Genomic DNA, 12,722 nt, shown 5'->3' with positions numbered 1-12,722 from the left:
CGCTTGCCAATCGTGTCCGGACGACCCGGCTCGGCGCGTGCCGAGGCCGGGCCCGGACGAGCGGCCCGAACGGGCAGCTCAGACGTCCAGCGGGAGCACGGTGGCCCCGGTCCGGTCGAGTTCCAGGCGGTGCGCGGCGAACGCCGGATCGCCGCCGTGGCCGTGGTGCCCGGCGAAGGAGAGCACCTTGTCGGCGCCCGCCTCGTCGGTGAGCGCGAGGACGGTCGGGCCGGCCCCGGAGATGACCGCCGGGATGCCCTCCGCGCGCAGGGCGCCCACGAGCGCGGCGCTGTCCGGCATGGCGGAGGCGCGGTAGTCCTGGTGCAGACGGTCCTCGGTGGCCGCGAACAGCAGCTCGGGCCGCCGGGTCAACGCCTCGACCAGCAGCGCGGAGCGGCCGGCGTTGACGGCGGCGTCGGCCAGCGGGACGGTCTTCGGCAGCAGGCCGCGGGCGGTCTCGGTGAGCACCTCGCCGGCCGGGACGAACACCACCGGGACGACCTGTCCGGAGGGCTCCAGGCTGACCGCCTTGGCCGACTCCTCGTCGGTCCAGGCGATGGTGAAGTTGCCGCGCAGACAGGCCGCGACGTTGTCCGGGTGGCCCTCCAGCTCGGAGGCGAGGGCCAGCAGCGCGTCGTCGTCCAGCGCGGACGGGCCGCCGATGGTGACGGCCCGGGCGGCGACGATGCCGGCGCAGATCGCGGCCGAGGAGGAGCCCAGGCCACGGCCGTGCGGTATCCGGTTGGCACAGACCACTTCGAGGCCGCGCGGCTGCCCGCCGAGCCGGTCGAAGGCGGCGCGCATCGAGCGGACCAGCAGGTGGCGCTCGTCGCGCGGGAGCGTGTCGGCACCCTCGCCGGCGATGTCGACGGAGAGACCGGAGTCGGCGACCCGGACGACCACGTCGTCGTACAGACCCAGCGCGAGCCCGAAGGCGTCGAAGCCCGGACCGAGGTTGGCGCTGGTCGCGGGAACCCGGACCCGGACGGCGGCGGCACGGAACGCAGGACCGGCCATGCGGTGGACTCTCCTGGGGAAATCGGGCGGCGCGATGGCGCGTCGGTGCAGGGGGGTGGGGAGCGGGCCGCGGGCCCCCTCCGGGGCGGGCGGTCACAGTCGATGGTGCGACCCGTACGGGGCCGGACCCGGGGCATGTGCCACACGGCCGAACCCAGAGTATCGAAGAGAGGTTCCCCAGTGGTACACCCCGTGGGCCTTCGATCTGGTGTGTTGCCGTTTCTGGCCGGAATGCGCACCGGAATCGGATTGGAATGCGAAGCGGAATTGACACAAAAGTGTCAGTGAAGAACGTCGTCGGGCCGACCCCCGAAAGGGTCGGCCCGACGGGGCGTCAACGTCAGCCCAGCAGGCCGAGACTCCGGGCCGCCGTCTCCGGGTCGACCGGGACGACCTGCGGCTGCGGCGCGCCCGCCACCGCCCAATCCGGGTCCTTGAGGCCGTTGCCGGTCACGGTGCAGACGATCCGCTGGCCCGGGTCGACCAGGCCGGCCTCCGCCTTGGCCAGCAGGCCGGCCACCGAGGCGGCCGAGGCGGGCTCCACGAAGACGCCCTCCTGCGCGGCCAACAGCCGGTAGGCGGCCAGGATCTGACGGTCGGTCACCTTGTCGATGAGGCCGCCCGACTCGTCCCGCGCGGCGAGCGCGAAGTCCCAGGAGGCCGGGTTGCCGATCCGGATCGCGGTGGCGATGGTCTGCGGCTTGAGGACCGGGTGGCCGTCCACGATCGGGGCCGAGCCGGAGGCCTGGAAGCCCCACATCCGCGGGGTGCCCGAGGCCAGGCCGTCGGTGGCGTATTCGCGGTAACCCCGCCAGTACGCGGTGATGTTGCCCGCGTTGCCGACCGGGAGGACGTGGATGTCCGGGGCGTCGCCGAGCATGTCGACGATCTCGAAGGCCGCGGTCTTCTGGCCCTCGATGCGCACCGGGTTCACCGAGTTGACCAGCGCCACCGGGTACTTCTCGGACAGTTCACGCGCAAGGGTGAGGCAGTCGTCGAAGTTCCCGTCCACCTGAAGGATCTTGGCGCCGTGCACCAGCGCCTGGCCCATCTTGCCGAGGGCGATCTTGCCCTGCGGGACGAGCACCGCGGAGACCATCCCGGCCCGCACCGCGTACGCGGCGGCGGAGGCCGAAGTGTTGCCGGTGGAGGCGCAGATGACGGCCTGCGCGCCCTCCTCCTTGGCCTTGGAGATGGCCATGGTCATCCCGCGGTCCTTGAAGGACCCGGTCGGGTTGGCGCCCTCGACCTTCAGGTAGACCTCGCAGCCGGTGCGCTCGGAGAGCACCTGCGCGGGGACCAGCGGCGTGCCGCCCTCCAGGAGGGTGACCACGGGGGTGGAGTCGGTGACCGGCAGGCGGTCCCGGTACTCCTCGATCAGGCCGCGCCACTGGTGGGTGCGCGCGCCTCGGACGACGTTCTCGGCAACGGCGTTCATGGCTGTTCCTTACTCCCCTTCGACCCGCATGATGCTGGCCACGTCGCGCACGCTGTCCAGTGCGCGGAGCTTGTCCACGGTCGCCGACAGCGCGGCGTCGGTGGCACGGTGGGTGACCACGACGAGCGAGGCGTCGCCGTCGCGGCCCTGCTGGCGCACGGTGTCGATGGAGACGCCGTGCTCGGCGAAGACCGACGCCACCTGGGCGAGCACGCCCGCGCGGTCGTCGACGTCCAGGCTGACGTGGTACCGGGTGACGACCTCGTCCATCGGCTTGGCCGGCAGCTGCGTGTACACGGAGTCACCGGGACCGGTGGCGCCGGCGAGCTTGTTGCGGCAGACCGCGACCAGGTCGCCGAGCACCGCCGAGGCGGTCGGCGAGCCGCCCGCGCCCGGGCCGTAGAACATCAGCCGGCCGGCCGCCTCGGCCTCGACGAACACCGCGTTGTACGCCTCGCGGACGGAGGCCAGCGGGTGCGACAGCGGGATCATCGCCGGGTGCACCCGGGCGGTGACCGACTCGCCGTCCGCCGCCCGCTCGCAGATCGCGAGCAGCTTGACCACGCAGCCCATCTCCTTGGCGGAGGCGATGTCGGCGGCGGTCACCTCGGTGATGCCCTCGCGGTAGACGTCCGCCGCGGTGACCTTGGTGTGGAAGGCGATCCCGGCCAGGATCGCGGCCTTGGCGGCGGCGTCGAAGCCCTCGACGTCGGCGGTCGGGTCGGCCTCGGCGTAGCCCAGCGCGGTGGCCTCCTCCAGCGCCTCCGAGTAGCCGGCGCCGGTGGTGTCCATCTTGTCGAGGATGAAGTTGGTGGTGCCGTTGACGATGCCCAGCACCCGGTTGACCTTGTCGCCCGCGAGGGACTCGCGCAGCGGGCGCACCAGCGGGATCGCGCCCGCCACCGCGGCCTCGTAGTACAGGTCCACCCCTGCCTCGGCGGCCGCGGCGTGCAGCTCGGCGCCGTCCTGGGCGAGCAGCGCCTTGTTGGCGCTGACCACCGAGGCGCCCTGCCGGAACGCCGACAGGATGTGGTGTTTGGAGGGCTCGATGCCGCCCACGACCTCGATCACCACGTCGATGTCGCCCCGGTTGATCAGGCCCTCGGCGTCGGTGGTGATCAGGTGCTCGGGCACGCCCGGGCGGGTCCGGCCGGCCCGGCGGACCGCGATCCCGGCGAGCTCGACCGGGGCACCGATGCGCGCGGCGAGGTCGTCGGCCGTCGTCGTCATGATGCGCGCCACCTCGGAGCCCACCACACCACAACCCAGCAACGCCACCTTCAGCGGGCGCGTACGCATCATCCGACTCCGCTCTGCATTCATCGTGCTTCGGTATTTCCGGCGGGATTTCGGGGCCGCCGGGAACTTCGGTCCGTACCAGTCTCCGGGACTTTCCGCACGGATCTACGGTCGTTCCATGATCTGAGACGAGAATTTCGTCATCCGATATCGAGACGCAGGAGATCCTCCTCCGTCTCGCGCCGGACGATCACCCGGGCCGCGCCGTCCCTGACGGCCACCACGGGGGGCTTCAGGGCGTGGTTGTAGTTGCTCGCCATCGAGCGGCAGTACGCGCCGGTGGCGGGCACCGCGATCAGGTCCCCGGGGGCCAGGTCGGCGGGCAGGAAGGCGTCCCGGACCACGATGTCGCCGGACTCGCAGTGCTTGCCGACCACCCGGACCAGCATCGGTTCGGCGTCGCTGCGGCGGGACACCAGCGCCACCGAGTACTCGGCGTCGTACAGCGCGGTGCGGATGTTGTCGGACATGCCGCCGTCCACGCTGACGTAGGTGCGCAGGCCCTCCAGCGCCTTGACGGTGCCGACCTCGTACAGCGTGAACGCGGTCGGGCCGACGATCGCCCGGCCCGGCTCCACGCTCAGCCGGGGGGCCTGGAGCTGCGCGGCGGCGCACTCGCGGCGGACGATGTCGGCCAGCGCGGCCGCGATCTCGGCCGGCTCGCGCGGGTCGTCCTCGCTGGTGTACGCGATGCCGAGGCCGCCGCCCAGGTCGATCTCGGGCAGCTCGACGCCGTGCTCGTCGCGGATCTGCGCCAGCAGGCCGACCACCCGGCGGGCGGCCACCTCGAAGCCGGCGGTGTCGAAGATCTGCGAGCCGATGTGCGAGTGGATGCCGCGCAGCTCCAGGCTGTCGGGGTGCGCCAGCACCCGGCGGACCGCCTCGGCGGCGGCGCCCCCGGTCAGCGAGAGGCCGAACTTCTGGTCCTCGTGGGCGGTGGCGATGAACTCGTGGGTGTGCGCCTCGACGCCGACCGTGATCCGGATCAGCACCGGCTGGCGGACGCCCTGGCGGGCGGCGATCGCGGCGAGGCGCTCGATCTCCTCGTAGGAGTCGACCACGACGTGCCCGACGCCGGTCTTCACCGCGTGCTCCAGCTCGTCCACCGACTTGTTGTTGCCGTGCAGCGCGATCCGCGCCGGCGGCATCCCGGCGGCCAGCGCCACCGCCAGCTCGCCCGGGCTGCACACGTCGAGGTTCAGGCCCTCCTCGTGCAGCCAGCGCACGATCGCCTTGGAGAGGAACGCCTTGCCGGCGTAGTAGACGTCCGCGTCGGCGCCGAAGGCGTCCCGCCAGGCGCGCGCCCGGCTGCGGAAGTCCTCCTCGTCCAGCAGGTAGGCCGGGGTGCCGAACTCGGCCGCCAGCTCCTTGACGTCGATCCCGCCGACGGTGGCCACGCCCTCGGCGTTGCGGGTGACCGTCCTCGACCAGACCTTGGGGTCGAGCGCGTTCAGGTCGGCCGGCGGGGCCTGGTAGTGGCCCTCGGGGAGCACGTCGCCGTGGCGGGGGCCTGCGGGGTGTGCGGAGCGACTCATCTGCGAAGTCCTTCGAGACCTATGGCGAGGGGCGGCGACGGTCTCCGTTGACCGTCAGCCGCCCCCGCTGTGCGCTTGGGGGTGGTGCCTACATCCGCTCGGGCGCCGTCACGCCCAGGAGCGTGAGGCCGTTGGCGACGACCGTACGCGTGGCGTCGGCCAGCCAGAGGCGGGCGCGCGTGAGGTCGGTGACCTCCTCGTCGCCACGCGGCAGGATGCGGCAGTTGTCGTAGAAGCGGTGGTACTTGGCCGCCAGCTCCTCCAGGTACACGGCGACCCGGTGGGGCTCGCGCAGCTCGCCGGCCGTGGCCAGCACGCGCGGGAACTCACCGAGGTGACCGAGCAGGTCGGACTCCCACTCGGTGGCCAGCAGCTCCGGTTTGAAGTCCTCGGCCGCGCCGCGGGTGATGCCGTGCTCGTCGGCGTTGCGCTGGACCGCGCACATCCGCGAGTGGGCGTACTGGACGTAGTAGACCCGGTTCTCATTGGTCTGGCTGGTCAGGATGTTGATGTCGAGCGTGATGGTGGAGTCCGTGGAGGACCGCGCCAGGGTGTAGCGGGCGGCGTCCACGCCGATCCACTCGACCACGTCGTCGATCGTGATGATGTTGCCGGCCCGCTTGGACATGCGGACCTCTTCGCCGTCGCGAAGCATCTTCACGAACTGGCCGATCTTCACCTCGATGTTGTGGTTCATGTCGTCGCCCGCGCAGGCCGAGATGGCCTTGAGGCGGTTGACGTAGCCGTGGTGGTCGGCGCCCAGCATGTAGAGCGCGACCTCGGTGCCGCGGTCCCGCTTGGACAGGTAGTACGCGGCGTCGGCGGCGAAGTAGGTGGTGTCGCCGTCGGCCTTGACCAGGACGCGGTCCTTGTCGTCGCCGAAGTCGGTGGTGCGCAGGAAGACCGCGCCGTCCTGCTCGAAGACGTGGCCCTGCTCGCGCAGCCGGTCCATGGCCTTCTCGACGGCGCCCGAGTCGTGCAGCGACTTCTCCGAGAACCAGACGTCGAAGTGGGTGCCGAACTCGTCCATCGAGCGCTTGATCTCGGCCACCATGAGCTTGAGGCCCTCGGTGCGGAAGACCGTCAGCTGCTCGTCCTCGGGCAGGTCGAGCACGCCGGGGACGGCGTCGGTGATGGCCTTGGCGATGTCGACGATGTACTCGCCGACGTACCCGCCCTCGGGCACCTCGCGGCCGTTCGCGGCGGCCTGCAACGAGGCGGCGAACTTGGTGATCTGCACGCCGGCGTCGTTGAGGTAGTACTCGGTGGTGACGTCGGCACCGGAGGCCCGCAGCACCCGCGCCAGCGAGTCGCCGACGGCGGCCCAGCGGACGCCGCCGATGTGGATCGGGCCGGTCGGGTTGGCGGAGACGAACTCCAGGTTGATCTTGAGGCCCTTGAGCGCCTCGTTGCGGCCGTAGGCCTCGCCCGCCTCGACGATGGTGCGGGCCAGCGCGCCCGCGGTGGCGGTGTCCAGGGTGATGTTCAGGAAGCCCGGACCGGCGATGTCGACCTTGGCGACGCCGGTGATCCCTCGCAGGCGGTCGGCCAGCACCTCGGCGACGGCTCGCGGCGGCTTGCCGGCCGGCTTCGCGAGCTGGAGGGCCACGTTGGTCGCGTAGTCGCCGTGGTCCCTGTTCTTGGGCCGCTCGATCGTCACGTGCTCGGGCACGGCGACGGCCAGCTCGCCCGCCTCGACGGCGGCGCTCACTGCGGCCTGGACTGCCTGGGAAAGCTCTGCGGGGGTCACGACGCCAAGCGTAGGCGAGACGGGGTGCCCGCCCGCCACCCGGTTTACCCGTTGAGACGCCGGTGCGGCGCCCGGGCCGGGGTGTCAGCCGCGATCCGTCCGGTCTGTTCGCTCAGGGCGAAAACCGCCCGGCTGTCCGCCCAGGCGCATCAACCGCCGCACCAGGGCCACCAGATCGGCCGGATCGAAGGGCTTGCCGAGGTACCCGTCCACACCGACCGCCTCGCCCAGGTCGAGATCGGCGGGAGTGCAGGCGCTCACGATCGCGATCGGCAGCCGGCTCGTCCCCGGGGCCGCGCGCAGCCGCGCGGCCGTCCGCAGCCCGTCCAGCCGCGGCATCATCACGTCCAGCGTCACCACGTCCGGCCGCACCCGGCGGACCACCTCCAGGCACTCGGCGCCGTCGGCTGCGGTCACCACCTCGAAGCCTTCGAGCTCCAGGTTGACCCTGATCAGCTGGCGGATCACCTCGCTGTCGTCCACCACGAGGACCCGCCCGGACACTCCCGACACCTCACCGAGGGTATCGGCGCCCCCGCCGCCCCGTCCGGCCTTTGGACACTTCCGCTCCCCCGCGGTGCCGCACCCCGCGCGGCCGCTCCGGACGCCTTCGCGCGAAACCCGTGCACGGACCACGGCGGAAGCCTGGTAATGTTCTTCACGTCGGAGCCGCAAGCCCCGGCGAAACGGCAGGCCCCCGTAGCTCAGGGGATAGAGCACCGCCCTCCGGAGGCGGGTGCGTAGGTTCGAATCCTACCGGGGGCACTTCGCAGGAAGTGCAACTGAGGCCCAGATCAGTGGAGTTGATCCACGGATCTGGGCCTTCGTCATGTCCGGGGTGCCGCGCCGGCGGCCGGCCCGGGACGCGGCCGGCTCAGGACTTCGCCGCCACCACCTGGGCGTAGAGCCCGGCGATGGTGTGGTCGAAGTAGGCGCTGTAGGACGTGTTGTCGGAGTCGCCGCCCTGCTGGTAGCCGCCGATGGCGCCGACCACGTCGCCGGTGGCGGCGTCGATCCACGGGCCGCCGCTGGTGCCGGCCGGGTAGTCGGGACAGTCGATGACGCGCTGGTAGGTGCCCTGCTTGTCGGTGGTGTTGGTGCAGAGGCTGAGCGTCTCGGCGTCGGCGGAGTAGCCGTAGAGGCGGACGGTGTCGCCGAAGGGCCGGTCGGTGCCGAGGCGGTTGCCGCCGACCACGTCCTCGACCTTCCGGCCGCTGCTGGGCGCGGTCTCCAGGATCGCGAAGTCCTCGTCCTGGTCGGCCTTCTGGGACCAGCCGGCGGTGGTGTGGACCGCGGTGACCCGCCAGGTGCCGTACGGGGCGGTGCCGTCGCGGTAGCCGGGGGCGAAGACCACGCCGTCGGTGCTGGTGAGGCAGTGGGCGGCGGTCAGCAACAGGTTGCCGGCGGCGCTGTGCAGCACGCTGGCGGTGCAGAAGTGGTTGCCCGCGGCGACGGCGCCGGTGAACAGCGCGCCCACGGTGGCCGCTTCGGGGTTGTCCGGCGCGGCGGTCGTGCTGCCGAGCACGGCGCCGGAGGTGCCGGGCCGTGCGGTGGGGGTCGTCGCCGACGGGGTCGGTGCGGCCGTGGGAGAACCGGTGGCTCCGGGGGCCGGGGTCGTGCCGGCGGTCGGGCTCGGCTCGGTGTCCGGGGCGACGACCGGTGCGGGCGCGGCGGGGGCCGGGGTGTCCGGGGCGCCCGCGACGCTGGTCCGGGGGCTGCGGGCGGCCTTTCCGGCGGCCGTCGCGTCGGAGAGGCTCAGCCCGTGCGTCCCGGTCACCACGGCGGCCACCACGACGGCCGACAGCCCGGTGAACAGGGTCGGGGCCAGCAGACGGCGGCGCGGCTTACGGCGGCGGTGCTGACCCATGCCTGTCTCTCCTGCCCGGGGATCGGTGTCGCGGTTCGGTCAATGACTATGCCGTCTTTGCCTCGAAACGTCGTTACCCGTGCCTGGGAGACGGATGAGAAAAACCTCACCCCACGGAGAGGAAGCGTTTCAGCACCCCGGCGCCCGCTCGACCCTGGCGGTGGCCAGGGGTCGAGCAGGCGCCGGAGGTTGACCTCAGGACCTCGCGGTCGTCGTCAGGTCGCCCGCTGCCGGTCCGCCGGGGCGGTGGCGCCCGCCCTGGCGCTCGGCTGCCCGTCGATCTGGGCCGGGGGCGCGGCCTCGCGTTCCGCCCCGGCCGGGACGGCCGGTCCGCCGGTCGCCTCGCCGGGCGCCGGGCGGTGGTTGATCATCAGGAACGCGACCAGTGCGGCGAGGATCAGCACCGCCATCGCCACCCAGGTGGCGACCGCGTAGCCGTGCACCGCGCCCTGTGCCTGCACCTGTGGATCGGACGCGATCCGGGTGGACAGGTAGGTCGCGGTGGCGCTGGCCGCGATGGTGTTCAGCAGCGCCGTGCCGAAGGATCCGCCCACCTGCTGGGCCGAGTTGATGGTGGCCGACGCGGCCCCGGCCTCGTTCGGGGCGACCCCCAGGGTGGCCAGGCTCATCGACGGCATGAAGACCAGGCCCATGCCGAAGCCGAGCAGCAGCTGGGCGGGCAGCACCATGGCGGCCCACGGGCTGTCCACCTTCATCTGGGTCAGCCAGGCCATGCCGGCCGCGGCCAGCAGCAGACCGGGCGCGATCAGGTTGCGGGACGGCACCCTGGTCATCAGCCGGGCCGCGAAGCCGGTCGAACTGGTGATGATCGCGGCGGTCATCGGCAGGAACGAGACCCCGGACATCACCGGCGAGAAGTGCTTGATCACCTGGAGGTAGTAGGTCAGGAACAGGAACAGGCCGAACATGCCGACCATGGCCAGACCGACCGAGAGCGCGGCGCCGCCGCGGTTGCGCTCGCCGACGATGTGCAGCGGCAGCAGCGCGTGGTCGGTGTGCTTCTCGACCAGGACGAACGTCGCCAGCAGCAGGACGCCGAGCCCCAGCGAGCCCAGCACCAGCCAGTCGCCCCAGCCCCTGGTCACGGCCTCGGAGGTGCCGAAGACGATCGCGAGCAGACCGGTGCAACCGAGCAGCGCCCCCGGCAGGTCCAGCTTGATCCGCCGGCCCTTGGCGACGTGGTCGCGGGCGAGCACGTAGCGGGCGGCGAAGGCGGTGGCGATCGCGATCGGGGTGTTGACGAACAGGCACCAACGCCAGTTCAGGTACTCGGTCAGCAGGCCGCCGGTGATGAACCCGATCGCGGCGCCGCTGCCGGCGATCGCGCCGAAGACGCCGAAGGCCGTACTGCGTTCCCTGGGATCGGAGAAGGTGGTCGAGAGCAGACCCAGCGCGGAGGGCGCGAGCAGTGCGCCGAACGCGCCCTGGAGGGCCCGGGCGCCGAACAGCATGGCCGGGGAGACGGCCGCGCCGCCGATGGCCGAGGCGAGGGCGAAGCCCAGCAGGCCGATGGTGAAGACGCGTTTGCGTCCGAAGAGGTCGCCCAACCGACCGCCGAGCAGCAGCAGGCCGCCGAAGGCGAGCGTGTAGGCGGTGATCATCCACTGTCGGTCGGCGTCGGAGATCCCCAGGTCCTTCTGGGCCGACGGCAGTGCGATGTTCACGATGGTGATGTCGAGGACGATCATGAGCTGGGCGATGGCGATGACCGCCAGGGCCCACCAGCGGCGGCTGTCCGCGTTCTCATGACCGGTGGCGGTGTACGCAGACACTGGTCGAGCCTTCCGGAGTGGTACGGAGAGGTCACGCAGTCGCCTTCCAGCCAAACGCGCGCACGGACGGATGGCAAGGAAAAACCTCACCAAATCGACCTTTGTCGGACTAAAGGAGGAGGGCCCCGGGACTCACGGACGAGTCCCGGGGCCCCACCGGCCGGCCCGCTCCCGGGCGCGCCGGGGCCGCCGCCCTACAGCGCCGACAGCTCCGCGACCAGGTCGTCCAGCCCCAGCGAGCCCTGCGAGAGCGCCGCCATGTGCCATGCCTTGAGGTCGAACTCCTCACCGCGCGCCTCGTGCGCCGCCCGCGCCGCCTCCCGGCCGCGCAGCCAGGCCCGCTCGCCCAGCTTGTAGCCGATCGCCTGGCCGGGCATGCCCAGGTAGCGGACCAGCTCGCTGTCCAGGTACTCGTCGTTCAGCCCGCAGTAGCGGCCGAAGAACTCCCGGGCGGCCTCGGGGGAGACCGGCTCACCCGGGCGGTACGGGGAGTCGGCGGGGAAGTCGAGGCCCGCGTGCATGCCGATGTCGACGATGACCCGCAGCGCCCGCATCATCTGCGCGTTGAGGTACCCCAGGCGGTGGCCCGGGTCGGTCAGGTAGCCGAGCTCGTCCATCAGGCGCTCGGCGTACAGCGCCCAGCCCTCCAGGTTGGCGCTCACCCCGCCGACGCTCACCTGGTAGGTGGAGAGCCGGTCGGCGACGTAGTTCCACTGCGCGAGCTGGAGGTGGTGACCCGGGACGCCCTCGTGGTACCAGGTGGAGACCAGGTCCCAGAGCGGGAAGCGCTCCCGGCCGAGGGCCGGCAGCCAGGTCCGCCCGGGGCGGCTGAAGTCCAGCGAGGGCGCGGTGTAGTACGGCGCGGCCGCGCTGCCGGGCGGGGCGATCCTCGACTCGACCCGGGTGACCGGCTCGGCCAGGTCGAAGTGGGTGCCCTGGAGGTCCCGGATCACCTGGTCCATCAGGCCCTGGAGGTACTCCCGGGCGGCCTCGGCGCCCTCGACGGCCGGGCCGTCGACCTCCAGCCACTTCATCGCCTCCATCGGACCGGCGCCCGGGCGGACCTTCCCGGCCTCGGACTCCATCTGCGCGAGCAGGTCGTGGAACTCCCCCCAGGCCCACGCGTACGCCTCGTCCAGGTCCAGGTCGGAGCCGGTCCAGAAGCGGACCAGGCGGCCGTAGCGCTCCCGGCCGGTGGTGTCCGGGGTGTCCGCGGCGGCCGGGCCGTAGACGTCGCGCATCCAGTCGCGCAGCGCGGCCAGCTCCTCGGCGGCGGCGACGGCGTGCCCGGACAGCTCCGCGCGCAGGCCCTCGGGCGCGTCCCGGACGAACTCGCCGAACCATCCGCCGGGCACCTCCCCGGCCAGCCACTCGCCGATCTGCCCGACCACGGTGGACACCTGGCGGGGGCCGGAGAGCAGACCGCGCTCGATCCCGGCGGCCAGGGTCAGCCGGAACTGCTCCAGCGCGAGCGGCACGCGGGCCAGCCGGCGGCCGACCACGGCCCAGTCCGCCTCGGTGTCGGTGGACATCAGGGTGAAGACGTCACGGACGTGGTGCACCGGGGAGCCCAGGTTGCGCACCGCGCGGAAGTTCTCCCCCGCGTCGTGCACGGCCAGTTCGGCGGTCAGCCGCTCGCGCAGCAGGCGGGCGCAGCGCCGCTCGGCCTCGTCCTCGGCGGCGCCGGCGCGCTCGGCCTCGGTGAGCGCGGCCAGGGTGCGGCGGCCGAGGTCGGCGACCGCATCGGCGCCGGCCGGCGAGAGGTCGGGCAGCCGGTCGTCCTCGGGGTTGAGCCCCAGGTAGACCGCGGTCAGCGGGTCGAGCTCGGCCAGGGCACGGACGTAACCCTCGGCGATACGGCGGGGGGTGGTGCCGTCGGAGGTGATCAGTTCTTCAACCATCCGGACATCATTTCGTGACGCGGGCCGATTGCAAGCCTTTACCGGTTACCGGTGACATGCACCGGTCGGCTCCTCGCCGAGCGGGACCGGGTCGGGCCCCCGGGCGGGATCCGGGCCGCACG

General features: G+C 72.4%; 9 protein-coding genes and 1 tRNA gene. 1 reads left to right on the top strand and 9 read right to left on the bottom strand.

Going from position 1 to position 12,722, the window contains the following annotated elements:
• Positions 1 to 78: 78 nt before the first annotated feature.
• The 6 genes from thrB to ABTY15_RS04590 all read right to left on the bottom strand — a co-directional run bounded on the left by thrB (position 79) and on the right by ABTY15_RS04590 (position 7,543).
• Positions 79 to 1,017: a homoserine kinase gene (gene thrB / locus ABTY15_RS04615; protein WP_350575916.1), complete on the bottom strand. Its 939-nt coding sequence runs from the start codon at positions 1,015 to 1,017 to the stop codon at positions 79 to 81.
• A 340-nt stretch (positions 1,018 to 1,357) separates the two neighbouring features.
• Complete coding sequence (thrC, locus tag ABTY15_RS04610; RefSeq protein WP_350575914.1) at positions 1,358 to 2,455, bottom strand: threonine synthase; 1,098 nt, start codon at positions 2,453 to 2,455, stop codon at positions 1,358 to 1,360.
• A gap of 9 nt (positions 2,456 to 2,464) precedes the next feature.
• A complete protein-coding gene (locus ABTY15_RS04605) occupies positions 2,465 to 3,757 on the bottom strand; it encodes a homoserine dehydrogenase (RefSeq protein ID WP_350575912.1) in 1,293 nt (430 codons plus the stop codon).
• A 137-nt stretch (positions 3,758 to 3,894) separates the two neighbouring features.
• Positions 3,895 to 5,289 (bottom strand): diaminopimelate decarboxylase, encoded by a 1,395-nt coding sequence (lysA, locus tag ABTY15_RS04600; RefSeq protein WP_350575909.1) that lies wholly within the window; start codon positions 5,287 to 5,289, stop codon positions 3,895 to 3,897.
• Positions 5,290 to 5,377: 88 nt separating this feature from the next.
• Complete coding sequence (gene argS, locus ABTY15_RS04595) at positions 5,378 to 7,039, bottom strand: arginine--tRNA ligase (RefSeq protein ID WP_350575907.1); 1,662 nt, start codon at positions 7,037 to 7,039, stop codon at positions 5,378 to 5,380.
• Positions 7,040 to 7,123: 84 nt separating this feature from the next.
• On the bottom strand, positions 7,124 to 7,543 hold the full coding sequence (locus tag ABTY15_RS04590; protein ID WP_350576153.1) for a response regulator: 420 nt from the start codon (positions 7,541 to 7,543) through the stop codon (positions 7,124 to 7,126).
• A 189-nt stretch (positions 7,544 to 7,732) separates the two neighbouring features.
• Here ABTY15_RS04590 and ABTY15_RS04585 point away from each other — a divergent pair.
• Positions 7,733 to 7,804, top strand: a tRNA-Arg gene (locus ABTY15_RS04585).
• A 109-nt stretch (positions 7,805 to 7,913) separates the two neighbouring features.
• On the opposite strand, the gene ABTY15_RS04580 is transcribed toward ABTY15_RS04585, so the two are convergent.
• From ABTY15_RS04580 to ABTY15_RS04570, 3 genes are all read right to left on the bottom strand, one after another.
• A complete protein-coding gene (locus tag ABTY15_RS04580) occupies positions 7,914 to 8,906 on the bottom strand; it encodes a trypsin-like serine peptidase (RefSeq protein ID WP_350575905.1) in 993 nt (330 codons plus the stop codon).
• Positions 8,907 to 9,121: 215 nt separating this feature from the next.
• Entirely contained in the window at positions 9,122 to 10,699 is a 1,578-nt protein-coding gene (locus ABTY15_RS04575; protein WP_350575902.1) for an MFS transporter, read from the bottom strand.
• 194 nt (positions 10,700 to 10,893) lie between these two features.
• A complete protein-coding gene (locus tag ABTY15_RS04570; protein ID WP_350575899.1) occupies positions 10,894 to 12,600 on the bottom strand; it encodes a DUF885 domain-containing protein in 1,707 nt (568 codons plus the stop codon).
• Positions 12,601 to 12,722 lie beyond the last annotated feature (122 nt).

Source organism: Kitasatospora sp. NPDC097643 (assembly GCF_040302625.1).
GTDB lineage: Bacteria > Actinomycetota > Actinomycetes > Streptomycetales > Streptomycetaceae > Kitasatospora.
Note: the sequence above shows the minus strand (reverse complement) of the source record. Positions and strands in the feature narration are given on the sequence as shown.

What these genes read in the sequence shown, in the direction of transcription:
- thrB (WP_350575916.1), bottom strand. Translation starts at nt 1,017, where the DNA reads ATGGCCGGTCCTGCGTTCCGTGCCGCCGCCGTCCGGGTCCGGGTTCCC.
- thrC (WP_350575914.1), bottom strand. Translation starts at nt 2,455, where the DNA reads ATGAACGCCGTTGCCGAGAACGTCGTCCGAGGCGCGCGCACCCACCAG.
- ABTY15_RS04605 (WP_350575912.1), bottom strand. Translation starts at nt 3,757, where the DNA reads ATGATGCGTACGCGCCCGCTGAAGGTGGCGTTGCTGGGTTGTGGTGTG.
- lysA (WP_350575909.1), bottom strand. Translation starts at nt 5,289, where the DNA reads ATGAGTCGCTCCGCACACCCCGCAGGCCCCCGCCACGGCGACGTGCTC.
- ABTY15_RS04580 (WP_350575905.1), bottom strand. Translation starts at nt 8,906, where the DNA reads ATGGGTCAGCACCGCCGCCGTAAGCCGCGCCGCCGTCTGCTGGCCCCG.
- ABTY15_RS04570 (WP_350575899.1), bottom strand. Translation starts at nt 12,600, where the DNA reads ATGGTTGAAGAACTGATCACCTCCGACGGCACCACCCCCCGCCGTATC.